The 22,627-nt window shown below is 33.9% G+C and carries 25 protein-coding genes and 1 pseudogene; 8 read left to right on the top strand and 18 right to left on the bottom strand.

Annotated features, from left to right (window positions below):
• Positions 1 to 168 precede the first annotated feature (168 nt).
• The 4 genes from KPL75_RS22275 to KPL75_RS22260 form a co-directional block, all read right to left on the bottom strand.
• On the bottom strand, positions 169 to 2,139 hold the full coding sequence (locus KPL75_RS22275) for a chemotaxis protein CheA (RefSeq protein ID WP_219917813.1): 1,971 nt from the start codon (positions 2,137 to 2,139) through the stop codon (positions 169 to 171).
• Between the two features lie 129 nt (positions 2,140 to 2,268).
• Positions 2,269 to 2,637 (bottom strand): response regulator, encoded by a 369-nt coding sequence (locus KPL75_RS22270; protein WP_000940577.1) that lies wholly within the window; start codon positions 2,635 to 2,637, stop codon positions 2,269 to 2,271.
• A 150-nt stretch (positions 2,638 to 2,787) separates the two neighbouring features.
• Positions 2,788 to 3,465, bottom strand: a complete 678-nt coding sequence (locus KPL75_RS22265) for an OmpA family protein (protein WP_002012067.1) — start codon at positions 3,463 to 3,465, stop codon at positions 2,788 to 2,790.
• A 19-nt stretch (positions 3,466 to 3,484) separates the two neighbouring features.
• Positions 3,485 to 4,318 carry a flagellar motor protein MotP gene (locus tag KPL75_RS22260; RefSeq protein ID WP_219917812.1) on the bottom strand — a complete coding sequence of 278 codons (834 nt, stop codon included), beginning with the start codon at positions 4,316 to 4,318 and terminating at the stop codon, positions 3,485 to 3,487.
• Positions 4,319 to 4,489: 171 nt separating this feature from the next.
• Here KPL75_RS22260 and KPL75_RS22255 point away from each other — a divergent pair, with 171 nt between their 5' ends.
• Positions 4,490 to 5,092 carry an HD domain-containing protein gene (locus KPL75_RS22255; protein ID WP_219917811.1) on the top strand — a complete coding sequence of 201 codons (603 nt, stop codon included), beginning with the start codon at positions 4,490 to 4,492 and terminating at the stop codon, positions 5,090 to 5,092.
• Between the two features lie 38 nt (positions 5,093 to 5,130).
• Here the strand turns inward: KPL75_RS22255 and hfq are convergent, their stop codons facing one another.
• Both hfq and KPL75_RS22245 read right to left on the bottom strand, forming a co-directional pair.
• Positions 5,131 to 5,319, bottom strand: a complete 189-nt coding sequence (gene hfq, locus KPL75_RS22250) for an RNA chaperone Hfq (RefSeq protein WP_002012071.1) — start codon at positions 5,317 to 5,319, stop codon at positions 5,131 to 5,133.
• A 53-nt stretch (positions 5,320 to 5,372) separates the two neighbouring features.
• On the bottom strand, positions 5,373 to 5,591 hold the full coding sequence (locus tag KPL75_RS22245) for an aspartyl-phosphate phosphatase Spo0E family protein (protein ID WP_002149180.1): 219 nt from the start codon (positions 5,589 to 5,591) through the stop codon (positions 5,373 to 5,375).
• A gap of 304 nt (positions 5,592 to 5,895) precedes the next feature.
• Here KPL75_RS22245 and KPL75_RS22240 point away from each other — a divergent pair, with 304 nt between their 5' ends.
• The 5 genes and pseudogenes from KPL75_RS22240 to KPL75_RS22220 all read left to right on the top strand — a co-directional run bounded on the left by KPL75_RS22240 (position 5,896) and on the right by KPL75_RS22220 (position 9,865).
• A complete protein-coding gene (locus KPL75_RS22240; RefSeq protein ID WP_000007805.1) occupies positions 5,896 to 6,012 on the top strand; it encodes a YjcZ family sporulation protein in 117 nt (38 codons plus the stop codon).
• A gap of 193 nt (positions 6,013 to 6,205) precedes the next feature.
• Positions 6,206 to 6,673: a VOC family protein gene (locus KPL75_RS22235; protein WP_219917810.1), complete on the top strand. Its 468-nt coding sequence runs from the start codon at positions 6,206 to 6,208 to the stop codon at positions 6,671 to 6,673.
• A gap of 6 nt (positions 6,674 to 6,679) precedes the next feature.
• A pseudogene (locus KPL75_RS22230) lies at positions 6,680 to 7,890 on the top strand (MFS transporter).
• A gap of 128 nt (positions 7,891 to 8,018) precedes the next feature.
• Positions 8,019 to 8,462, top strand: a complete 444-nt coding sequence (locus tag KPL75_RS22225; RefSeq protein ID WP_042889389.1) for an ArsR/SmtB family transcription factor — start codon at positions 8,019 to 8,021, stop codon at positions 8,460 to 8,462.
• Positions 8,463 to 8,644: 182 nt separating this feature from the next.
• The gene (locus KPL75_RS22220; RefSeq protein ID WP_219917809.1) at positions 8,645 to 9,865 is read left to right on the top strand and encodes an MFS transporter; all 1,221 of its coding nucleotides are present in this window, start codon (positions 8,645 to 8,647) and stop codon (positions 9,863 to 9,865) included.
• Between the two features lie 33 nt (positions 9,866 to 9,898).
• Here the strand turns inward: KPL75_RS22220 and KPL75_RS22215 are convergent, their stop codons facing one another.
• The 5 genes from KPL75_RS22215 to KPL75_RS22195 all read right to left on the bottom strand — a co-directional run bounded on the left by KPL75_RS22215 (position 9,899) and on the right by KPL75_RS22195 (position 13,209).
• Positions 9,899 to 10,510 carry a flagellar motor switch protein FliG gene (locus KPL75_RS22215; RefSeq protein ID WP_219917808.1) on the bottom strand — a complete coding sequence of 204 codons (612 nt, stop codon included), beginning with the start codon at positions 10,508 to 10,510 and terminating at the stop codon, positions 9,899 to 9,901.
• A 1-nt stretch (position 10,511) separates the two neighbouring features.
• Complete coding sequence (locus KPL75_RS22210; protein ID WP_219921148.1) at positions 10,512 to 11,057, bottom strand: sigma-70 family RNA polymerase sigma factor; 546 nt, start codon at positions 11,055 to 11,057, stop codon at positions 10,512 to 10,514.
• Positions 11,058 to 11,232: 175 nt separating this feature from the next.
• Positions 11,233 to 11,967 carry an oxygen-insensitive NADPH nitroreductase gene (nfsA, locus tag KPL75_RS22205; protein WP_219917807.1) on the bottom strand — a complete coding sequence of 245 codons (735 nt, stop codon included), beginning with the start codon at positions 11,965 to 11,967 and terminating at the stop codon, positions 11,233 to 11,235.
• 198 nt (positions 11,968 to 12,165) lie between these two features.
• Entirely contained in the window at positions 12,166 to 12,483 is a 318-nt protein-coding gene (locus KPL75_RS22200) for a magnetosome magnetite crystal formation protein family (protein ID WP_219917806.1), read from the bottom strand.
• Positions 12,484 to 12,630: 147 nt separating this feature from the next.
• Positions 12,631 to 13,209: a YdcF family protein gene (locus KPL75_RS22195; RefSeq protein WP_219917805.1), complete on the bottom strand. Its 579-nt coding sequence runs from the start codon at positions 13,207 to 13,209 to the stop codon at positions 12,631 to 12,633.
• A 153-nt stretch (positions 13,210 to 13,362) separates the two neighbouring features.
• Between KPL75_RS22195 and KPL75_RS22190 the strand changes: the two genes are divergently transcribed.
• Complete coding sequence (locus tag KPL75_RS22190; RefSeq protein WP_002149196.1) at positions 13,363 to 14,028, top strand: DUF421 domain-containing protein; 666 nt, start codon at positions 13,363 to 13,365, stop codon at positions 14,026 to 14,028.
• A gap of 37 nt (positions 14,029 to 14,065) precedes the next feature.
• Here the strand turns inward: KPL75_RS22190 and KPL75_RS22185 are convergent, their stop codons facing one another.
• A complete protein-coding gene (locus KPL75_RS22185) occupies positions 14,066 to 15,421 on the bottom strand; it encodes an MATE family efflux transporter (protein ID WP_219921147.1) in 1,356 nt (451 codons plus the stop codon).
• A gap of 100 nt (positions 15,422 to 15,521) precedes the next feature.
• Positions 15,522 to 16,352 carry a MerR family transcriptional regulator gene (locus tag KPL75_RS22180; protein ID WP_219917804.1) on the bottom strand — a complete coding sequence of 277 codons (831 nt, stop codon included), beginning with the start codon at positions 16,350 to 16,352 and terminating at the stop codon, positions 15,522 to 15,524.
• Between the two features lie 269 nt (positions 16,353 to 16,621).
• Between KPL75_RS22180 and KPL75_RS22175 the strand changes: the two genes are divergently transcribed.
• A complete protein-coding gene (locus KPL75_RS22175) occupies positions 16,622 to 17,785 on the top strand; it encodes a cation:proton antiporter (RefSeq protein WP_219917803.1) in 1,164 nt (387 codons plus the stop codon).
• Positions 17,786 to 17,848: 63 nt separating this feature from the next.
• On the opposite strand, the gene KPL75_RS22170 is transcribed toward KPL75_RS22175, so the two are convergent.
• The 5 genes from KPL75_RS22170 to KPL75_RS22150 form a co-directional block, all read right to left on the bottom strand.
• Positions 17,849 to 18,127 carry a DUF3986 family protein gene (locus KPL75_RS22170; protein ID WP_219917802.1) on the bottom strand — a complete coding sequence of 93 codons (279 nt, stop codon included), beginning with the start codon at positions 18,125 to 18,127 and terminating at the stop codon, positions 17,849 to 17,851.
• A 61-nt stretch (positions 18,128 to 18,188) separates the two neighbouring features.
• Positions 18,189 to 19,538, bottom strand: coding sequence for an aspartate aminotransferase family protein (locus KPL75_RS22165; RefSeq protein WP_219917801.1), 1,350 nt, complete (start codon positions 19,536 to 19,538; stop codon positions 18,189 to 18,191).
• Between the two features lie 190 nt (positions 19,539 to 19,728).
• Entirely contained in the window at positions 19,729 to 21,279 is a 1,551-nt protein-coding gene (locus KPL75_RS22160; RefSeq protein ID WP_219917800.1) for a solute symporter family protein, read from the bottom strand.
• A 2-nt stretch (positions 21,280 to 21,281) separates the two neighbouring features.
• Positions 21,282 to 21,623 carry a DUF485 domain-containing protein gene (locus KPL75_RS22155; protein WP_219917799.1) on the bottom strand — a complete coding sequence of 114 codons (342 nt, stop codon included), beginning with the start codon at positions 21,621 to 21,623 and terminating at the stop codon, positions 21,282 to 21,284.
• Between the two features lie 349 nt (positions 21,624 to 21,972).
• The gene (locus KPL75_RS22150) at positions 21,973 to 22,602 is read right to left on the bottom strand and encodes a sterol desaturase family protein (protein ID WP_219917798.1); all 630 of its coding nucleotides are present in this window, start codon (positions 22,600 to 22,602) and stop codon (positions 21,973 to 21,975) included.
• Between the last annotated feature and the right edge of the window lie 25 nt (positions 22,603 to 22,627).

The raw sequence follows: 22,627 nt of genomic DNA, 5'->3' as shown, positions 1-22,627 counted from the left end.
TAAACTCTCTATTACACTCGTTATATTTTACCAGACTTATCATCCGAATTGTGAACATGTATTTATTTCCACAATATGTGTAAACGACGGTTTTCATATACTTATATTATTAGTTCTATCCAAAAAGCTCCCCAATTGTATACAAGTGGGGAGCTTCCTTCATTCCTATTATAAACCTTCTGGGTTTAAAATGAGGACCACTCGTCCATCACCGAGAATTGTCGCACCAGAGAAATAGTTAGAGCTCTCTGCAAAGAAATCACCTAATGACTTTAAGACTATTTCTCTTTGACCGATAATTGTGTTTACGATAAGTCCATAGCTACGATGTGTATTACGAACAATTAACACAGGAACCATTTGACTATCATATGATGCGAACGCCTCATCTACTGTTTTTTCACCAAATACAGTACTTAAATGTTTCACTTCAATAATTTGATTGCGATAGTTTAAAACGTCTTTTCCTTGTAACGATTGTATGTCTTCTTTCTTAATTCGAATGGCTTCAACAATATTGCCAAGAGGCAACGCATAACGCTTATCACTTGTTTGAACAAGCATTGATTGAATAATAGACAATGTTAAAGGAAGTTCAATTCTGAATGTACTTCCTTTTCCTTCTTCAGAATCAATAATTAAATGCCCACCTAAACTATGAATCGTATGTTTAACAACATCTAATCCAACTCCACGTCCAGAAAGGTCAGATACAACTTCCGCTGTACTAAATCCCGGTTGAAAAATAAGATCAAACACTTCACGATCCGTTAATTTATTTGCCTCTGATTCCGTTACAACACCATTTTTTATCGCTTTTTCTAATACTTTTCCTTTATGAATACCATTTCCATCATCAGTAATTTGAATTACGACATGATTTCCACTATGAAACGCCTCTAATTTAATAGTACCTGTCTCATTCTTCCCGGCATCACGTCGGTTTTCGACAGTTTCAATACCATGATCAATTGCATTACGAATTAAATGAACGAGTGGATCACCAATTTCGTCAATAACAATTTTATCAACTTCAGTATCTTCACCTTTAATTTGTAAATCGATTTTTTTACCTAAATCTTTCGCTAACATACGTACCATACGCGGGAAACGATTAAAGACCGTTTCGATCGGTACCATACGCATATTTAACAATACATTTTGGATATCTTTTGAAATATCCCCTAATCGATTTAAATGCTCGATTAACTCTTTATTTTGAATCGTTTCTGCTAATTCATCAATTCGTCCACGCTCAATTACACTTTCTTCAAACATATTCATTAATCTTTCGATTTTTTCTAACTGAACACGAATAGAACGATTCTCTACTTTAGCATTTTTCGTTTTTGTAGTACTTTTAGCCGGTGTAGTACTAGCTGTTGGAGTTCGTGCCTCTAGAGATGGATCCAGCTGCGTTGCTGCAATAGATTGTACGATTCCTTCTTCAGCTATATTTCCTTGCTTCACTTCTACTTTCTCAATTTCAGAAACGTGAAGCACCACCTGTTTCAATTCTTCAACACTACGATCGGTCTCCATATATACTGTAAACTCAAATCCAAAAGCATCCGCTTCGATTTCTTCAATGCTTGGAACCGTTTTTTGTATATCCCCTACATTTTGTAATGCTTCAATACACATAATGGCACGTACTGCTTTTAAAATGGCTTGTTGTTCAACGGTTATATATACTTCATGTGAAACTGTATCATCATTGTTTATACTACTTTGCTCTACTTGTTCCATAGAAGCTTCTACATTCCCGTTTAATAACGCTTCTAATTTATGCTTTGTAGATACAACATCAATATTACCCATTCCGCCCTGCTGCACATCTGCAACCATCTTTTCTAAATTATCAATGCACTCAAAAATAACATCAATAATATTAGCATTCACCATCATATTTCCATGACGGATTTCGTCTAAAACATTTTCCATCTTATGCGTTAAATCCGCCATTTCTGTAAATTCCATACTCGCAGACATACCTTTAAACGTATGAGCTGAGCGGAATATTTCCCCTACAACACCCATATCGGCAGGATTCTGTTCTAAATTTAGCACATTTTCATTTAGCGACTGTAAATGTTCTTCTGCTTCTTCAAAAAATATATTTAATAGATCTGTTTGCATTTTAATCCCCTACCTGTCTGACAAACATTTCATTTATGTATAACAATTTAGTGTTTTATAACAAGAAAAAAGGGGGCCACATATCTATCTACTATCATTGATTTGATTCTTTGTGGCACCCCTTCTATATTAGCTATTTGCTACTTTTGTTAAAGCTTCGATAACACGATCGGCTTGGAATGGCTTTACAATAAAGTCTTTTGCCCCGCCTTTAATTGCATCTAACACCATACCTTGTTGTCCCATTGCAGAACAAATAACAACCTTTGCACTCGAATCAATTTTCATAATTTCTTTTAATGCTTCAAGTCCGTCCATTTCTGGCATAGTAATATCTAGTGTTACAATATCAGGTTGAAGTTCTTTATACTTTTGAATCGCTTCTACCCCATTCTCTGCTTCACCGATAACTTCAAATTCTGAATTACTTTTTAATAAGTTTTTAATCATTGTTCGCATAAACATCGCATCGTCTACAACTAAAATTTTATGTGCCATTCTTTTTGGTTCTCTCCCTCTATGTATAAATATATCTTAATATTTCACCTTATCATTCTCACTCATTATACAAAATAAAACGAGAAAATTTAATATTTTTTTAAAAGAATTTCTTTATTTTTATTATTTTATTAATAAAATAGAAATATATTATTCTTTAATATATATTACAACGCGCCGGTTTTTCTCCCAATTTTGCGGTGAATCATTTGATGCTACTGGTTTTGTGTCCGCATATCCTACCGCTGCTAACCTTTTATCATCTACATTATACACTTCAATTAAATGGTGAATCATATTAGCTGCTCGTGCTGAAGATAATTCCCAGTTGGAAGGAAATTTTTCATTATGAATCGGTCTACTATCTGTATGTCCTTCTACAACAATTGGGTTTGGTACCGATTGAAAGAACCCTACTAATTGACTAATTACTTCTTTTGCTTCCGGTTTAACATTCGCATCACCTGTATCGAATATCAAGTTATCCACTATAACGATGCTCACGCCTGTATCTTCGCGATATACATTCACTTGACTAACACCATTATTATCTACATATGCTTTTAACTTTTTATACAATTCATCCATTCGTTTTTTTGAAACTGCTTTTTCATCATTTTTTTCATGTGAAATATCGGGTATTGTACCTTCCATTACTTTCGCATCTACTTGCTCTGCATCACTAAACTTTTCAAGCATCTTCGATAATTTTACTGTATCTTGTTTTGAAGTCGCAACTAGTAATACAAAGAAAGTTAGCAATAACATCGTTAAATCAGTAAAAGTCGTCATCCAACGAGGCGATCCTTTTTGCGGTCGTTTTATCATCATATCACCCCTTGAAATATTAGGCTGCTCGTTTTTCTTTTTTTATCTTCGTTTCATATACATATGTATCAAGTTTTAACTTTAATTTAGAAGGAATTTGTCCTCGGTACAGCTCTGAAATTGCTTCTATTACAAACTTCTTCTCTGTATACAAATCTTCAATGCCACGATACACTTTTTCAGATAGCGGTATTGCAATCATGTTTGCAATAACAGATCCATACAATGTCGTCAACATAGCAACTGCCATCCCTGTACCAATTTGCGATGTATCTTGCAAGTTTTGAAGCATAATAATAAGACCAATTAAAGTTCCTATCATACCCCACGCTGGAGCGAAATCACCAATCTTATCTAATAATGTTGCTCCTTTTCTTAACTCATATACTTCTGTTTCAACATCTCTCATTAATACTTCTTTTAATTCTGCTTCATCATAACCGCTTAACATTAAACGAATTCCCTTTTGAATAAAAGGGTTGTCTACTTGCTCTCCATCAACTTCTAACGAGAGTAAACCATGTTTTTTAGACTTTTTCGAAAAATCAACGAACAAATCCGTTAACTGTTCTAGATTTTCCTCTCTTCTATGTAAAACAGTAAAAATACTTTTCGTATATTTTTTTATTTCTCCAAATCTATATGCCACAATAATTGTCGCTGTTGTTCCCCCTATAACGATCAAAATAGATGAAACATCTAAGAAATTTTTAAAAGCTTTTATTCCACCACCGCCAAGCATGATCGCTGCAATTAAAATAACGAAACCAACTACAATGCCAAAGGGGCTAGAAATATCAAACTTCCTTTTTTTCCTTTGCGTTCTAGCTAATCCTTGATTTTCGTCTCCCATATTCCTGCCCTTCCTTTTCATTTTTATAAAACATTTTTTTATTTTAATAATGCGTTTTCACATATAACATTCATTATACGCTTATCATCTATTTATCGCAATATACTCATAAAATTGACACATTTCATTTCTATATTAGAATTATAGTATGGAAATATGAGGAGGATCACGATGGAACATAACATTTTACAAGTCATTGCATTAGCAGAAAAACTAAAATATGAAATGCGACATAGTTGGCTTTCTAACGGACGTCAAGAAAGTGTTGCTGAACATACGTGGCGTATGTCCCTAATGGCTATCTTAGTTGAGCCTTATTTAGATCAAAAAGTAAATATAGAAAAATTACTTAAAATGGTTATTATTCATGACCTTGTCGAAGCAGAAGCTGGTGATATTCCTGCCTTTGATACGATGAATAGCCGTGAATTACAATTACAAAAACAAAAAAATGAGCAAAAGGCTATTTTAAATATTAAACATACACTAGAAGGTTCTCTCGGCGTGGAATTATACGATTTATGGATGGAGTTCGAAGCGAAAGAAACGTATGAAGCAAAAGTTGCTAACGCACTTGATAAACTTGAAGTGAAAATTCAACATAATGAAGCTGATATTGATACTTGGTTACCAATTGAGCATAAAATGACTTTCCAAGTTGGTAAACATACAGATTTTGACTCTTTCTTATCTAAATTACAAAAAATCATTGAACAAGACGGAGAAAAAAAATTAATCGCTGCTGGTATTGACGTTGAAGCATGCAAAAAGTAACCATTTAATTATGAAATAAGACACTCATTTTGAGTGTCTTATTTCATAATTGTTGATATTGCCTGCTTATAAATAAGTTGTTGTTTTCCATCTACTAATATTAATACTGTAAATCTATCTACTCCAACTACTTCCCCTACTATTCTTACTCCGCTCTTTAAAAATATAGTAACTGCACCTTTTTCTTCTTTTATTTGTTTATACAACTCTTCTTGTAAGTGTTCCATAACTGTTTTCCCCTTTACAAATAAATAATCTTAATATAAAAAATAAAGATTAATCACTTATATACTTTGTCTTTTATATTCATAAACTTATTAATTAGTATATCTAAATCTCGACTAAATAACAAAACTTTATTATGACCTAATCCATGCCTAGCAACAAGTTGCATTAACTCTTTCTTTTTGTGTTCTATTTTATTGTGTAATTGTCCCATCTCCATCTCTATACTAAAACTCCCTTTTCCCATAATATTACTTGTAAAATTATAGTACATTTTCACTCATAAAAAAATAAAAAACTGGTTTTTTTTACAAATTTTATATTTATGAAAAGAAATTTTAATGGAATTGTAAGTTACATACGCCTTTCATTTACAATACATTCCCCTATTATACACTTCCATATTGTTTTACCGCTTTCAAAAAAGCACTATAAAACAAAGTGAATATCATATCTAAATCAGCTCACAGGCTCTTGTCTAATTAAAAGTAAGACTTGCTCCTTTTCCAAATAAAAACATATCTTATAGAGTAATCCATTAGTTATATAAATTAATTTACTAAAAAGGAGGGGAAAACATGAGCTTTGGTGGTAGTTGCGCTGGTTTCGGCGGTGGATTTGCTTTACTCATCGTGCTATTCATCCTTCTAATTATTATCGGATGTAGCTGTTGGGGTGGCGGCGGAGGATTTTAAATATAATACGTATCCTTTTCGCTAAACCCTAAATGAATAAAATATGTTAACTAAAAACTATACGAAAACAGCTCATAATTGAGCTGTTTTTTCATACTTTCGTATGAGTTTATTCTCCTTCTATTTTGCGATTTCAATAAACAAAACATCGTTTACTATTGAATAAGAAACATTGTTACTAAGGAGGATTATAATGATTAAAGGTCTTTATGAAGCACATTTACCTGTCTGTAATTTAGAAATTTCGATACCTTTTTATGAATCACTAGGGCTAAAATTATATAAAAGAGACAAAGATATCGCCTTCTTTTGGATTGTAGAAAATGAAAGTTGGATTGGTCTTTGGGAAGGAAAAGAATACAAAGTTAATTATCATCCAGCCTTACGACATATCGCCTTCCAAGTAAGCTTACACGATTTAGAAAACGCAATACACTGGCTCAAACAGAAAGGAATTTCAGCACGAAAAGACTTTGGGATGGAACCAATTGAACCAATCGTTTTTCCAGAATTAGCACACGCCTCCGTATATTTTAACGATCCTGATGGAAATAGTTTAGAATTCATTGCACAATTGCCTGTTGGACTACCTAAAGCAGAGAAAATGTATTTAAGTGAATGGAAAAAACAAGTACAGGCATCACTTGTAGATACGGTTTAATTTTTTATGTCAATTTCTTATTACAGGCTTCTTAAAACAAATACAAACTTCAAAAGACTATTTTATGGTCAAACATTAAGTATACTTGGGGATTGGTTTCATACTGTCGCTTTATTAACACTCGTCTATAGCATAACAGAATCTTCATTTATGTTAGCACTCACCTTTATGAGCAAAGGGTTACCTCAACTTCTTCTGAGCCCATTCATAGGCGGAATTGTAGACCGTTTTTCAAAAAAGAAAATTATGATTTTCACCGATATTTTACGAGGGATTATCGTCCTCACTTATTTATTAGCATTCTACAAAATTGAAATTATTTTCGTTTCTAATATATGCTTATCAGTACTCTCTTGCTTATTCGAGCCTGCTAAGCAATCAACCCTAAAAAATATCGTACATCAAAAGTATTTCGTAACCGCTAACTCTCTTTCTAGTACAATCAATGGTTTTATGTCTATTATGGGAGCCTCTTTAGGTGGGCTCATTGCACAATCTTTAAGTATCGAGATTGCCTTTTTTATTAATAGCCTATCATACTTTATTTCAGCCTATATTATTTATAAAATAAAGATCCCTTCTCGTGACGCTTTTAGCACGAAAAAAGCATTTTTTACTGATATAAAAGATGGTTATACATATTACAAAGAAAAATTATTTTAACATTAATTCTCGTCGGAATTTCATGGGGAATTATTGGAGGTGCTTATCAACTACTCTTAACAATCTATGCCGAAAGAATTTTTCACTCTAACATTGGAATTTTATATACGGTTCAAGGGGCTGGACTTATGATTGGTAGCCTTCTCGTTAACCTATACATATCTAAAAATGAAGACAAAATGAAAAGAGCATTTGGTTGGGCCTATTTACTACAAGGAATTTTCTTTCTCGTATTCATTCTATCCGATCAACTTATTATCGGTATCATTACATTGCTCTGTATGCGCATAGCAGGAGGAATCATCGTTCCACTTGATACGACATTGCTACAAATGTATACAGAAGAAAACATGATTGGTAAAGTTTTTTCATTTCATTATTCCATTTACGGATCTCTTATTCAGTTATCTATGTTTATAACAGGATGGCTTTTAGAAATTCTTTCTCCGCAAGTTATTGGTAGCCTGTTAGCTATATGCTGTATTTTCGTTAGTTTTATATGGCTTTACCTGTTTTATCGCGGGAAACTTAGTGAAGAATCTACTATCACTTAATAGCATGTATATGTTCATGCCATTTTTATTTTTGTCGAAATTCACAAGAAAAAGGCGATTTATTTCTCTTACGTTCTAATTTTTTAGAATGTACAATAAATTTAGATTATAAGAAAGGGGCTAACATAATGTTTGAGGATCGACTTACCATTTCAGCAGAACAACAAAAGCTAATTTCCAATGCAACTCGCATTCAAATTCTTCACCTTTTAAAAGACGAAACACTCACTGCAAAACAAGTATCTACTAAACTAAATAAATCTGCTGGTAGCGTTCACTATCACATCCAAATTTTATTTGACGGAGGCTTACTTGAATTAGTAGATACAAAGGAAAAACGAGGGATTATTGAAAAGTACTATAAAGCAAAATCTGCTCATTTCTATATTGAAGAAGCAGGCACGGAAGGAACAAATACAGGGAGCCATATTGTATCTCATTTATTTTTAACTCCAGAGGAATTACAACAACTCACTTGGGAAATTTCACAAGTTTTATTACGCTGGGAAAGCAAAACCGCTCGTCAATCAGCCTCAGAAGAAGAATACGCTATTTCCTGTCGGATAAAGTGAAACTTTAATCAGTGGGGGTTTTGTTCATCCCCCACCGATTATTAGCTTTCACCAACCGGGCTTTTACGGGCAGTTGATCTCCCCCACCTAACTCCTTTGCTTTACAGCCACATTTCGAGGTCGGAGTCTTACTGCCCGTTAATGCGGGATTAAAAAACAATGAAAGAAAGGTCCATATACCCATGAAAAATAAATTATTATTATTGTCGGGAACAGGAATTTCTCGTTTAGGTGATTTTATGTATCTCATCGCTCTAAACATAATGGTATTAAATAGCACAAACTCACCTGCTGCTGTAGCAGGATTATGGATTGTAGGTCCAATTGCCACCGTTGTTACAAAAATATGGTCTGGTAGCATAGTAGATCGATTAAACAAACGGTCCATTATGCTCATCACAGATATCATTCGAGCAGCTCTCATTGGCTGTATTCCACTATTTGATTCTATTTGGGCCATTTATATTTTTATCTTTTTGACTCGTATTGCTACATCATTTTTCGATCCAGCTTCATTTTCTTATAAAACAATGCTCATACGAGCTGAAGAACGTGCTCAATTCAACGCTTGGAATAACTTTTGTACAAGCGGGGCTTTTATTATCGGTCCAGCCCTTGCTGGAATACTTCTCACCACGTACTCAGCATCCTTTGTTATTTACTGCAACTCACTTTCCTTTCTACTTTCTACTATTCTCATTTATTTCTTACCAAACATTACATTACAAACAAAGCAAAACGAAGAGGTTGCAAATACTTTCGTACAAACATTACGAAGTGATTTGAAACAAGTTTTTTCATTCGCTCGAACTGAAACTTACATTATTCTCATATTCTTTTTATTTCAAGCGACTATGCTTGTTTCTATGGCACTCGATTCACAAGAAGTTGTTTTCACAAATCAAGTACTGTTTTTATCCGATATGGAATATAGCATGCTTGTTAGTATAACTGGTGCTGCTTACGTTTTCGGTTCCTTTCTCATCTCTCTCTTTTCTAAACGATTACCAATTCAACATTGTATCGGATTAGGTATGATATTCACAGCAATAGGCTATGTAATTTTCGCCTTTTCAAGTTCATTTATAGTCGCAGCGAGCGGTTTCATTTTACTTGGCATTTCTTCATCATTTGCTGGTACTGGCTTTATAACATTTTATCAAAATAACATCCCTTTACATATGATAGGACGTATCGATAGCGTGTTTGATTCAATAAAAAATTTCATCCAAATCTTTTTCATTTTAGCAATTGGAGCATCCGCACAATTTCTTTCCGTTCAAATTACTGTAATCAGTAGTTCATTACTCATTCTTTTCCTTTCCTGTTTATTAGCAATCCGGGTAATGACGCCTTCACGAGAAAAATATTTTAAAGCTACAGGATCATCACTAGAATATTAATTGCACGATAAAAAGCGGCTATTATGCCGCTTTTTACATTAAATATTTTAAAAATAAAAGACCGGATGTTACTATAACAAGAACATTGAAATAAATCATCCAGCCTTTCTCAAAATCTTTATATTTCTCTTCTTTTACTCCATGCTGTTTTAATTTCATAATAATCATAGCTAGTTCCTGTTCGTGCTCTACACTTCCAAATTGTATATATTTTTTATTATATTTAATCCCGTATACGTTTTTCATTTTTTTATGTTGTGAAATTGCTTGAATATCTTCTATTAACATACTGTATTCATTTACCTTTTTAAAATAACAATCTAATCCTTTCATCAGCAACCTTTTATTTGTTAAAACGATATAATAGTAAAAAGTTGCACCTACAGTATAAATATTCGGTATTACTTTTGTATTTACCATGCATCCCTCTTCTACTAATAGTTCATTCTCAATTTCTTCATTTTCTTGTAACTCTTCACGAATTGATTCTTCGAGCATTTGTAAAGTTAATTTTTTTAGCAGCTCACCATTTCTCACATAATACTTATCTATATTTATAGAAGCATCCGCTTCTTGCTCTAAACGTTTAATTTCTTCATCTGAATATTGGAGCTCATTTAACATCGACAATAATCTTTTATCCATATTACACACTCCCTTTCCACAGTTTTTGAAGTTTTTTCTTCCCACGAGAAATTCTATTGTATATATAATCAGCCGTTACTTTTAATTCTTTTGCAATATCGTCAATGGAATACCCATCAATATACCTCTTTAAAAAGATATATCGATCCTTCGTATTTAAATCTTGTACGATTTCCATAATCTCTTCTTCTTGTTCTATTTCATACCTATCATGGATACCTGTATCTACTTCTACATCTTTATCGATTTTATTCTCTTTATATACTTTCTTTTTATATTCCAATGCCTTTAATTTAGTAATACCAATCATCCAAGATTTTAAGTTGCCCTTTTCTATATCAAATTGGTCGATATTAAACCAAATGACAGTAAATACATCATTATAACAATCATCCACATATTGTTTTTCAATAAGGGTACTTAATGATTTATGAATAATGTACAAAATTAATTTTCCATATTGATCAATCACTTCTTTCAAAGCATCTTGATCGCGTTTTTTCATAGCTATAATTAAATCCTCTTCAGAATCGAAAATCATAAACATCATCCTTCCTCAGTTCCCCTTTAGCAGCTGCTTTCACTTACTATTGGTATTTCATTCTCATTTTCTATCACTTTTGTAAAAATTTATTAATTTTTATTCCTATGTATAGGATAACAAACAAAATACATTTCTCCTCAAAAAAAGACAAACCCGCATCTCAGGTTTGTCTTTTCAATCATTTTTTATTTAATCCTTTCCCACTTAAAAACTCTTTCATATGCATTCTCTTCTCTTTTGACATAAATGTGCTCATTGATTCCGTCCATGTTACGTTTTTTTGATTTGATGATCTTTCTTTGTAATACGCGCTCATCATTTCATCATATTCGTTTAATAATTCAGCATATTTCTTTTCATCATATCCATTTTCATGAAGGATTGCTGCTACCGGTAAACGTGGTTTAACTCCATGTTCTTCATCTGGCACACCGACTGTCATTCCAAACACAGGATATACTTTATCCGGTAAATGAAGTAATTCACTCACTTCTTTCGGGTTATTACGAATACCACCAATATAACAAATGCCGTATCCTAAAGATTCCGCTGCTAGCGCTAAGTTTTGTGCAAATAATGAGGCATCTACTGTTGCTACAATAAAGTCCTCTACTCCCTCATGTTTAATTTCTGTTCCATGTTTCTCACATGCAGTTTCTAAACGTTTTAAATCCGCACAGCATACAAAGAATGCTGCGCAGTCTTTCACGTGACGATTCCCGGATAATTCAGCTAGTTTAGCCTTTAGTTCCTGATCTGTTACATATATAAGAGAATACGCCTGTACAAAATGTGAGGAAGCCGCATGTTGTGCTACTTGCACCATTCTTTCTACTATCTCTTTTGAGATTGGTTCTTCTTTATATTTACGAACTGAAACGTGTTGCTCCATTTTATGTATCGTCTCATTCATGAAAATCACTCCTTTTTTCTCTTCATAATGAAAAATTAACATATCTTTTTCATTATTCACAACTTATAAGCAAAAAAAGAGCAATTCTTTGCGAATTGCCCTTTTTTTAATACATATTAATATGGTATATGAAATTATATCGACTGTAGACAAATAGCAACAGAATAATGCAATGTTAATTCCTGTAATTCAATTTTGTTAAGCTGCTTTCAATACTTTAATACCTTTGACGATATTCCAAATGAAGTAGTAAATCCCTACAAGAATAAACACTGCATACGTTATAACCATCCCAATTCCAACGCTCTCAGACTGATTGAAACTTAAACCGTATACCCCTGATAATGCTAATCCTCCAAATAAAATTGCATATGGAAAAGCATGTGACCAAAATGCTTTTTTCGCATGATGTTTTACTTCATCTTCCGCAACGAAGTAAACGATAATTGGCAGTAAAAACGGTGCAAAAAAGATACTAAAGTAACATAACGAAGATAAAATATTATTTCCTTTCATCCGATTCACCTCTAAAGTTTTTTGTTACCTTCATTATGTCAGGAAACCATTTTAGAAACTATCGCTTTACCTTTCATAAACATGACATATTTGTAAGATTTCCCTCAAAATAAATCCCGCCTGGAATTTCAGGCGGGATCACTTTCACTATATTCGATTCATAAACCAATATTGCGTAATCGCTAAATATTCTCGAACGTTCGATTGAATAATAATTGGCTTCGGTGTTTTCGCCGGAAGACCTTCTAATGTCAATCCTTGTTTTTCTGCAATCTTTTTTGCTCGGAACATATGAAAATCGTTCGTTACAATCATCCCTTTTTTCATATGTTCAGGGATAAGAGGTTTTGAAAATTTAATATTTTCATCTGTGCTCGTCGAACGATCTTCCATTATAATGCGGTCTTCTGCAATATTTTGTTTCATTAATCCTTGTTTCATCGCTAATGCTTCTGTAATATCTTCACCTTTTCCTTGGCCTCCAGATACGATAGCAATTGTTTTATCATGTAATTTTAAATACTCAGCTGCTTTATCAATACGATATTGCAATGAATAAGATGGTTTCGTTCCATTTACTTTCGATCCTAGTACAATAATGTAATCAGCATCATCAGGCGCTTTCATATGTCCATACTTATAAATATTATATTGCAAAAAACCTGCATAAACAGCACCAATCATCAAGATTACTAAACTATACTTTATAATTTTTTTCTTTAACATTCATATATACTCCTATTTTTTCTATTTATCATAATATCCACTGATTCATTTGTATACAGATAAATTCCAATTCAGCATAAATTACCCTCTAAAGTAATATTAATCATATCTTTGGGAATAGTAAGTACAACTTCACACGAAGGAGTGTCCCTCTTGCTTCTCTTTTTATTTAATGTATCGTTCTTTTTTATCTTATTTTTACTATCACTTAAGCTACTTGGTAAATCTGCGTTAGCACAACTAACCCCTCATGATTTTGGGGCTATTATTTTTTTATCTTATTTAGCCTTTCAAGCGATACCAGTCGCCGGTGCTTTACAAGCATTTTTCGGCATGGTTACCATTACATGCTTACATCTACTTCTTACAAAACTAAGCTTATTCAATAAATTAAATCGTTTCATTCTCGGACACCCCATTATTTTAATTAAACATGGTGATATTATTTTTGAGAACTTACAAAAAAGTAGATATCCGATCCCTGAATTGCTTTCTAATCTTCGCGTCGCCGGATATCCAAGTGTTCATGAAATTGAATACGCTATTTTAGAAGCGAATGGAGCCATTAGCATTTTACCAAAGCGAGAACTTGTACCATTGACTCCAAAAGATATGAATATAGATGTTAAGTATGCTGGATTACCAATCGCCCTTATTGTCGATTCACAAATTCAATACGATAACTTAAAGTTGATCCATAAAGACGAAAAGTGGTTATATAAAGAGTTAAAAGAAAAAGGCATCACAAACATTAAAAATGTGGCTTTCGCTTCTGTGCAGGAGACAGATGGATCTTTTGCGATTAGTTTAAAAGAATAAAAAAATCCCCTTAACTTGTTCAAGGGGATTTTCTTCACTATATTGCTTCTTTCTCTCTCGCCATGTTTAATGGCACAGGATGTTTCATACGATTCATCGTAAATACGATAATTGCTGTCAATACTTCAGCTACTGGCATAACGAGCCAAATTCCGTTTATCCCAAATAACTTTGGCATAATCCATAACAACGGAATAATAAATAGTAATCCTCGGCTCATTATAATAAGTACGGATTTCTTCGTTTGTCGCACTGATTGGAAGTACTCTCCATACACAATGTTATAGCCTAAAAATACGTATTGGATAAAGAACAAGCTAATACCTGTTAACGTTAACTCCAATAGTTCTGGCGATTGGACATCAAATAGACCAATGATATATTTCCCGAAGAATAATCCGACAATTATCGCAACGCCCCCGAGTACAACCGCAATTTTTACAGCAAACTGCAATCCTTCACGCAATCTTTCTGATAAGTTTGCACCGTAATGGAAACTAGCAATTGGTTGTAATGCTGCACCAATACCGAAGAATAATAGTAATGTCATTGCATGAATACTATTCACCATCGCATAAGAAGCTACACCTAGTTCTCCTGCATATTGAACGAACGCAATGTTAAAACCGATCGTTACAATTGCAACTGTACTTTCTGCTGTAAAACTTGGGAAACCGATCACCATAATTTGTTTAACCGTATCCCATTCAAAATGGAATTTCGTCCACTTTAAAACACTACTTTTTCTAAAGAAGTGAGTTAATAATACAAGGAAACCAATTGCCGCCGAAAGAATAGTTGCTGAGGCAGCACCTGTTACGCCCCATCCAAAGATAAAAATAAAGATATAGTCAAACACTATGTTCAATACAGCCGTTACGACAAGGCCTGCCATTGCTAAATTAGGATTTCCATCGTTACGTATAAATGTACTTAAAATATTTTCTAAAACGTATATCATTCCAAATGTTAATAACACTTGTAAATAGTCTAACGCATATGGCAAAATCACTTCATTTGCACCGAATAGATATGCTAAATTTTCTATTCTCCATAAGCAAATAGCCGCTAAAATGCCTACGATAATAACTGCCACTGTCATAGATTGAGTAAAGATAGACCTTGCTCTTTCCAGTTTATTTTCCCCTAATGCAATGGAATATAACGTTGCTCCGCCCATTCCAATCCATAATGAAATAGAAAAGAAAATTGAAAACGCTGGAATAGCTACGTTCACTCCAGCCAAACCGTTTGCGCCAACTCCTCTACTAATCATGACTGCATCAATCACAATATTAACCGACATTAATACCATCCCAAGAACAGCTGGTATTAAATAAGTAATAAATAAGCTTTTAATAGGTTTCCCTCTTAATTTCTCTGTTGTTTCCATCATATAAATGCTCCTTTTTCAATGCTCTGTTCACAGTTTAAACCTTCAAGTTACTTGAAGGTCAATAGAGAATCGAAAAATATATAAGTCTATTTTTTATTTATTTTTTAACAACAGGTATTTGAATTTCTGTTACTTGCTCCTTTGGATTTTCCGTTACAGACCAATCAATTAACGCAATCTCAATTGCATCTCCGCATACTTCGTATCCTTCCTTATCAATGTGTTTTAATAATTTCGTATACGTTTCATCCGTTTCTTCATATGATCCATGGTGATAAGAACAAGCAAATATCCCTTCTTTTATTTCATCTGAAGTATGCACTTGAAAAGGCATATAATCCAATAAAATAAACACACTATTATACGCTTGAAACTCATTTTGAATTAATGCTTTTTTTGAAACTGTTACACCGATATCTCCTGAAAATAAACTATTATCAATTTGCTTCATATTTTTTTGCAGTGAATGGATATAATATTCAAACATATCATCCGTTGTATTTGGTGCAACTGCAATCGCTGTTATTTTTCGCTTCGGTATCTTTTTAAAAATAATTTGGTTCGCTTCTGATTTCGTCGCTTTGTTCATTAAATGGATTTTATGTTGCATTTTTGCCAAAGCGTACTCGATTTCTCTTTGCTTTTTCAGCATCATCTCTTGTTGTTTTTCAAGTAAATTCAGCGCATATGATGGATTTCGTTCATCAATATATTTCTTTATTTCCTTTAACGGAATATTTAACTGGCGTAAAAATTTAATTGTGTCTAATAGTGAAAACTGATCAATTGTGTAATAGCGATACTTCGTTTGCGGGTCCACAATGGACGGATGAAAAATTCCTTTTTCATCATAATAGCGTAATGTAGATTCCGCTATATTATGCATTTTTGCCATTTCTCCAATTGTAAAGCGTTTATTTAATAACATATTCCCTTCTCCAATTCGTTAAAAATATAACCTTATTTCTTCTTATTATATAGTGATTCCCTTCATCCCTAAATCGAATCCTATCATGAAAATCTGCTATTTTTTCATTGATTTTTAGTAAATTTTATTATATATTAATTACAGGTTCAAATTACGAGTTCAAAAGAACTTGTAATCAGACCCTTTGTTTAATGGGTTTTACATATTTTCATTAGGCAAATTCCGAGAAATCGTTTAATAAAAATACAAAGTGATAAGGAGAGGATCAAATGGAATTCGAATTTTTCTTTCAAATTGCACTTATTTTATTAAGTACAAAGCTTGCTGGTGACCTTAGTGCTAGATTAGGTCAACCTTCTGTACTCGGTAAATTAATTGTCGGTATCGTTATCGGTCCAGCTATATTAGGTTGGATTGAAAACTCAGAACTTCTAACACAATTAAGTAATGTTGGTGTTATTCTTTTAATGTTTATGGCTGGACTTGAAACAGACTTAGAAGAATTAAATGCAAATCGTAATTCTTCTTTAGCAGTTGCACTCGGAGGTATCGTTCTTCCATTCGTAGGTGGTTACGTTTCCGGTCTTGTTATGGGAATGGAACAAGGGAACGCTGTATTTTTAGGATTACTTCTATGTGCGACAAGTGTTAGTATTTCCGTTCAAACACTTCGCGATTTAGGTAAGATGAAAACACGTGAAAGTACAACGATGCTTGGAGCAGCTGTATTTGATGACATTCTTGTCGTTATTTTATTAGCATTCGCAATGAGCTTCTTAGGTACAGACGATGTTAACTTAACAATGGTTATCTTGAAGAAAGTCGTATTCTTCGCTTCTATTATTTTAATCGGATGGAAAGGTGTTCCAGCGATTATGCGTTGGTTATCACCACTACGCGTATCTGAGTCTATCGTGAGCGCAGCTCTTATTATCTGTTTCTCATTCGCATATTTCGGCGAATTATTAGGAATTGCTGGTATTATCGGTGCTTTCGCAGCTGGTATCGCAATTTCTCAAACGAACTACAAACATGAAGTAGAAAAGAAAGTAGAACCAATTGCTTACGCTATGTTCGTTCCAGTATTCTTCGTTAGTATCGGTATGAATATTACATTTGATGGTATTGGTAATCAAATTTGGTTCATCTTAGCGTTAACAGTTATCGCTGTATTAACGAAACTAATCGGTTGTGGATTTGGTGCACGAATGACTGGATTTGATGCAAAGTCTTCTGCAATTATCGGTGCTGGTATGGTTTCTCGTGGTGAGGTTGCACTTATCATCGCAGGAACAGGACTTTCTTCTGGTCTATTAGCACAAGATTACTTTACAGCAATTGTTATTGTCGTTATTTTAACTACGATGATTACACCACCAATGTTAAAATACACTTTTGGTGCAAAAGATAAAGCAATGAAAGCAAGTAAATAAGTTTACTATAATAAAAGGAGATTACTATTTTATAAAATAGTAATCTCCTTTTTCATTTTCTCTTTAAACAATCTCATTCGTCTTTAACCATTTTTCAAAAATAGTCCGTGCTTCTTCATCGTCGATATCATCACTAAATGAATATACTTTAATGCCATAATCATCTATATATTCACCTAGCTTCATTTTCTCCACCTTTTTATAAAAATTGTCTACCTCATAGTGTGGAATATAAGCATCCCAAACTGGTTCTTTTATTCTTTTGTAAGCTGTTATTTCTAAATCATATCCGTCTTCATAATATCCGATATGATAATGTTTATTAGGATCATATTTCTCCATTAAATGCTCCTCCTAGTAAACAAAAGCGAGCCTATATTACAGCTCGCTCCTCTCCTATTTATTAAATACGTTCCATCGCTGTCTTCAACGTTCCAACAACAAAGGCAATTTCTTCACTTGAAATAACAAGCGGCGGCGCTAATGTTAAAACGTTATTATACCCCGCTGTTGTCATGCCGTTACGCCCAATAATAAGCCCTTTTTCTTTACAAGCATTTACAACACTTGCAATTTTGTCGTTATCAATTGGTTCTTTCGTCGCTTTATCATTTACTAGTTCGATTCCAACTAATAGCCCTTTCCCTCGAATATTTCCAACAAGTGGATGTTCTCCGATTTCATCTTTTAATTGCTCTAGTAAAAGGGACCCCATTTGTGCGGATCGCTCGATTAAATTTTCATTTTCCATAATCTCTAAGTTTTTAAGCGCTAATGCACAAGCCGCTGGATTTCCACCAAATGTATTAATATGACGGAAGAATTCATATTCTCCTGTCCCTTTAAATGCCTCATAAATTTCTTTTTTTACAGCTGTTGCTGATAATGGTAAGTATGCGCTCGTAATACCTTTTGCCATCGTAACGATATCAGGCTTAACGTCATAGTTCATAAACCCAAATGCTTTTCCTGTACGCCCGAAACCACAAATAACTTCATCACTTATAAGTAGTGCTCCGTGTTTTTGACATGTTTCGTGAATTGCTTTCATATAGTCTTGTGGCGGCATTAAAATACCTCCGCCTGTAATAATTGGCTCCATAATAAATGCGGCTATCGTTTCACTTAATTCCCATGTCATAACACGATCTACTTCTTTTACGCATTCTACATCATAAATATTTTGCGATTCCATTTCTGGCATGCGGTAACAATCTGGAGGCGTTACGTGTAAAAAACCTGAAGCAAATGGCTCATATTGATATCTACGTTGTGCTTGGCCAGTTGCCGCCATCGTTGCCATTGTATTTCCGTGATAACCACGATAACGTGACATAAATTTGTAACGATGTGGTTCACCTTTTTGAGCATAATATTGTCTTGCTATTTTAAAAGCTGTTTCATTCGCTTCTGATCCACTATTAGAGAAGAATATAACATACTCTCCACCAAGCCACTCGTTTAACTTTTCAGCGAGCTTAATTGCTGGTTCATGTGATTGTGACATCGGAAAGTACGATAACGTTTGTAATTGCTTATAAGCTGCCTCTGCGAGCTCTTTTCTTCCATATCCGCTATTTACACACCAAAGGCCACTCATACCGTCTAAATATCTTTTTCCTTGTATATCTTCAACCCAGCACCCTTCTGCTTTTGCCCCTACCATTGTACTACTCGGGCTAAAAGGACGCATTCCGTGCCAAACATATTGCTCATCTTTTGCTAATAATTCATCGGTTTGTTTTGTCTTCATCATTTCTTCCACCTTCCATAACAACTTATTTTTCACAAAGCTGCGCTGGTGCCATGATGAGTTAAATTTCTCCCTGCCTATTTTCATTCCACAAATACAAGACAAATCCTACTAAAAATAAAGTAATATTTATAAGAAAATGCCAAAAGAAAGAGGAGCTTTTCTTATATTTCGAAAAGCTCCTCTTTTTTTAATGTGAAGAAGCATCACTAATCCCATGACCAGTATTAGATTTCACAAGAATTTCATCAAACTTCGCTGCATCTTCTTTCTTACTAGAGAAAACAGTTCCTAAATATGCTGCAAGGAATCCAAGCGGAATAGAAACAATTCCAGGTGTCGTATATGGGAATATCGCCTCTCCAACAAATATAGCTTTCCCTGCCACAGGATTCCAAACGTTTGGACTTAATGCAACAAGAACAATTGCTGATACAAGACCAACGATCATACCACAAATTGCACCCCTTGTATTAAAACGCTTCCAATATATTGTAAATAATATAACTGGTAAATTTGCACTCGCTGCAACTGCAAATGCTAGTGATACTAAAAATGCTACGTTTAATGTTTGAGCAAATAAAGCAAGTATAATAGATACTATCGCTACTCCAATAGACGCATAACGAGCCATTGACACTTGTTCTTTTTCCGTTGATTTTCCTTTTCGAATAATCTCGTTATAAAAATCATGAGCAAATGCGGAAGCCGCTGTTAATACAAGACCTGCTACTACAGCTAAAATTGTTGCAAAAGCAATCGCCGATACGAATGCGAATAAGAAATCGCCACCTAACGCTTTAGCTAACAAAGGTGCAGCCATATTACCGGCTGGATTTGCTTGAATAATTGCCTCATTCCCTACAAACGCCGCCGCACCAAATCCTAAGAAAATCGTCATAATATAAAATGCACCAATTAACCACGTAGCGTACACAACTGATTGACGTGCAGTTTTTGCATCACGTACTGTGAAAAAACGGACAAGAATATGCGGTAATCCTGCCGTACCAAGAACTAGTCCTAAATTTAAAGAAAGTGTATCAAGACCATCTTTATACTTTACTCCTGGATTTAAAAACGATTCCTTCAATGGAGTAGCTGTTTTCATTTGAGCGAACATTTCTGTCACACTAAAATTAAATTTTGCGAAAACAATAACAGAAATAATAAATGTACCTGCCATAAGTAGTACAGCCTTCACAATTTGTACCCAACTCGTAGCAGTCATACCTCCAAAAATAACGTACACTGTCATAAGTGTACCAACGATTAATACGGATGTCGTATATTCAATTCCTAATAATAATTTAATAAGTGCACCCGCCCCAACTAATTGTGCAATCATATAAAAAATCGAAATCGTCATCGTATTAAGTGCTGCAATACCGCGAACTTTTTTTGCATCAAAACGCGCCGCAATCATGTCCGCTAACGTATACTTCCCTAAATTTCTAAGCGGTTCTGCAACTAGGTATAATACAACTAAGTAAGCAACTAAGAAACCTATACTATAAAAGAACCCATCAAATCCTGTTAACGCTATCGCTCCGGCTATACCAAGAAATGACGCAGCAGACATGTAATCCCCGGCAATAGCTAGACCATTTTGCCAACCAGTTAATCCCCCTCCAGCCGTATAAAATTCACTCGCATTTTTCGTTTTTTTCGATGCGAAATAAGTTATAACAAGTGTGCCAAGGACGATAATTAAAAATAGTGCAAAAGCGGTTGTATTCAAAGTCAGCCCCTCCCTTGTTGCATATCTTGCAGAATTTTTTGCGAGATTTCATCAAAGGATTCTGCTTTTTTGCTATAAATCATACATAATGCCCATGTCATTATAAATTGCGCAAAAGCAAATACCCACGCCCATGTAACATCACCAAATACCGGTGTATTAAGCACCTTTGAATACGATGTTAAAATAGGTAATGTAATAAAAAAACTTAAAAAGAAAATACTCATCGGAATGATAAACTTCTTTTTCGTATTTAATAACAATTGAAACTCTTGAGACTGAACAACTTCTGTATAATTCACCTCATTTTGTAACTTACGTGCTGACGTATCATCTCGTTTCATTCTCCGGTCCCCTCTCTTAACTTAAAATACAATTCCCCCTTGTATACCTAAAGACTAAATTTTATAAATATTCAGAAACTTATTTTCATTTTAGACAATCCGTACATTCCTGCAAAGATTTTTCGATAGACATTTTTCGTCATTTTCTCCTAAATTTTCAATATACTTTTTCAAAATAAAATTTGATTGATTCGATTAAACTTTTATTCCCGTTAAAACAGAATAAGGTGAAACTTTAATCAGTGGGGGTTTTACGGGCAGCCCGACTCCCACCTAACTTCCTCGTATTCGCCGAATTTTGAAGTGGGGGTCTTACTGCTTGCAAATAGCTGGATAAAAAAAGTAGCGCTTATCGCACTACTTCTGTCTTTGTCTCTTTTTCTAAATTACGAGCTGTTTCACTTAATTCAACGTCTTTTCCATCTTTAAGCGTTCCAAATATAAAATCGAATACTGGATTTGAAACTCCGAACCAAAACTTTTCACTTTTATAATGATGTAATATGTGCTGTTTTTTTAGCCATCTTCCAAACTTAGTGAAGGGACGAATCGGTTTATGTGCAATATAATGTTTCCATTCATAAACGAGGAGCATGATAATCATTCCGATTCCGAATGAAAGTGTAACAGTAACGCTTTTTGTAATACCATATGATATAAGTAAATATATAGTAAAGCTAGGTATACTAAACCATGCAGGCAAAAATAAAAGTTTTAAATCATCTGGATATACGTGATGATCATAATGTAATCTTCTTAACATTTTTAATAAGAATGCGTTTTTAGGCGGCTTTAAATGGAATAAAAAACGGTGCGTCATATATTCGTTAAACGTATAAAAAACAATCCCAAACATACACGCTAACATACCAATCCATGTGAAAAATTGCATTTTTAAAATAATAATAAAAATTAATAGAACACTATACATAATAACAATATCATGTTGTAAAAAGAACTCTTTCCCCACTCTCTTCATCTTTCTTCCCCCTTCTCCCCAAAAA

The sequence above is a fragment of the Bacillus sp. NP247 genome, assembly GCF_018966865.1.
Taxonomy (GTDB): Bacteria; Bacillota; Bacilli; order Bacillales; family Bacillaceae_G; genus Bacillus_A.
This window is presented reverse-complemented; position numbering and strand designations above follow the sequence as displayed.

Excerpts from the sequence above, each read along its gene's own strand:
- KPL75_RS22195 (WP_219917805.1), bottom strand. The coding sequence starts at position 13,209 with ATGTTAAAGAAAAAAATTATAAAGTATAGTTTAGTAATCTTGATGATT.
- KPL75_RS22225 (WP_042889389.1), top strand. The coding sequence starts at position 8,019 with ATGTTTGAGGATCGACTTACCATTTCAGCAGAACAACAAAAGCTAATT.
- KPL75_RS22235 (WP_219917810.1), top strand. The coding sequence starts at position 6,206 with ATGATTAAAGGTCTTTATGAAGCACATTTACCTGTCTGTAATTTAGAA.
- KPL75_RS22175 (WP_219917803.1), top strand. The coding sequence starts at position 16,622 with ATGGAATTCGAATTTTTCTTTCAAATTGCACTTATTTTATTAAGTACA.
- KPL75_RS22260 (WP_219917812.1), bottom strand. The coding sequence starts at position 4,318 with ATGGGAGACGAAAATCAAGGATTAGCTAGAACGCAAAGGAAAAAAAGG.
- KPL75_RS22215 (WP_219917808.1), bottom strand. The coding sequence starts at position 10,510 with ATGGATAAAAGATTATTGTCGATGTTAAATGAGCTCCAATATTCAGAT.
- KPL75_RS22185 (WP_219921147.1), bottom strand. The coding sequence starts at position 15,421 with ATGGAAACAACAGAGAAATTAAGAGGGAAACCTATTAAAAGCTTATTT.
- KPL75_RS22270 (WP_000940577.1), bottom strand. The coding sequence starts at position 2,637 with ATGGCACATAAAATTTTAGTTGTAGACGATGCGATGTTTATGCGAACA.
- KPL75_RS22210 (WP_219921148.1), bottom strand. The coding sequence starts at position 11,057 with ATGTTTATGATTTTCGATTCTGAAGAGGATTTAATTATAGCTATGAAA.
- KPL75_RS22245 (WP_002149180.1), bottom strand. The coding sequence starts at position 5,591 with ATGTACTATAATTTTACAAGTAATATTATGGGAAAAGGGAGTTTTAGT.
- KPL75_RS22255 (WP_219917811.1), top strand. The coding sequence starts at position 4,490 with ATGGAACATAACATTTTACAAGTCATTGCATTAGCAGAAAAACTAAAA.
- KPL75_RS22265 (WP_002012067.1), bottom strand. The coding sequence starts at position 3,465 with ATGATAAAACGACCGCAAAAAGGATCGCCTCGTTGGATGACGACTTTT.
- KPL75_RS22165 (WP_219917801.1), bottom strand. The coding sequence starts at position 19,538 with ATGAAGACAAAACAAACCGATGAATTATTAGCAAAAGATGAGCAATAT.
- KPL75_RS22220 (WP_219917809.1), top strand. The coding sequence starts at position 8,645 with ATGAAAAATAAATTATTATTATTGTCGGGAACAGGAATTTCTCGTTTA.
- KPL75_RS22240 (WP_000007805.1), top strand. The coding sequence starts at position 5,896 with ATGAGCTTTGGTGGTAGTTGCGCTGGTTTCGGCGGTGGATTTGCTTTA.
- KPL75_RS22155 (WP_219917799.1), bottom strand. The coding sequence starts at position 21,623 with ATGAAACGAGATGATACGTCAGCACGTAAGTTACAAAATGAGGTGAAT.
- KPL75_RS22200 (WP_219917806.1), bottom strand. The coding sequence starts at position 12,483 with ATGAAAGGAAATAATATTTTATCTTCGTTATGTTACTTTAGTATCTTT.
- KPL75_RS22180 (WP_219917804.1), bottom strand. The coding sequence starts at position 16,352 with ATGTTATTAAATAAACGCTTTACAATTGGAGAAATGGCAAAAATGCAT.
- nfsA (WP_219917807.1), bottom strand. The coding sequence starts at position 11,967 with ATGAATGAGACGATACATAAAATGGAGCAACACGTTTCAGTTCGTAAA.
- hfq (WP_002012071.1), bottom strand. The coding sequence starts at position 5,319 with ATGGAACACTTACAAGAAGAGTTGTATAAACAAATAAAAGAAGAAAAA.
- KPL75_RS22275 (WP_219917813.1), bottom strand. The coding sequence starts at position 2,139 with ATGCAAACAGATCTATTAAATATATTTTTTGAAGAAGCAGAAGAACAT.
- KPL75_RS22150 (WP_219917798.1), bottom strand. The coding sequence starts at position 22,602 with ATGAAGAGAGTGGGGAAAGAGTTCTTTTTACAACATGATATTGTTATT.
- KPL75_RS22170 (WP_219917802.1), bottom strand. The coding sequence starts at position 18,127 with ATGGAGAAATATGATCCTAATAAACATTATCATATCGGATATTATGAA.